1 protein-coding gene is annotated in these 412 nt (G+C 42.0%); it reads left to right on the forward strand.

The features are described from left to right. Positions 1–22: 22 nt before the first annotated feature. A partial coding sequence (locus tag ACQRUO_RS39780; RefSeq protein ID WP_428321041.1) for a hypothetical protein occupies positions 23–412 on the forward strand: 390 nt, incomplete at its 3' end.

Consider the following 412-nt stretch of genomic DNA (forward strand, 5'->3'; position numbering starts at 1 on the left):
GAATGGAATGGAATGGAATGGTATGGAATGGAATGGAATGGTACGGAATAGAATGGAATGGAAAGAATTGGAATGGAATGGAATCGAATGGAATGGAATGGAATGGAATGGAATCAACCCGAGTGCAGGGGAATGTAATGGAACGGAATGCAATGGAATGGAATCATCCGGAATGGAATGGAATGGAATGGAATGGAATGGAATGGAATGGAATGGAATCAACCCGAGTGCAATGGAATGGAATGGAATGGAATGGAATGGAACAATCCGAATGGAATGGAATGGAACGGAATGGAATGGAATGGAATGGAATGGAATGGAATGGAATGCAATGGAATGGAATCAACCCGAGTACAATGGAATGGAATGGAATGGAATGGAAAGGAATGGAATGGAATGGAATGGAATCAAC

This window comes from Kitasatospora sp. LaBMicrA B282 (assembly GCF_050325825.1).
Taxonomy (GTDB): Bacteria; Actinomycetota; Actinomycetes; order Streptomycetales; family Streptomycetaceae; genus Kitasatospora.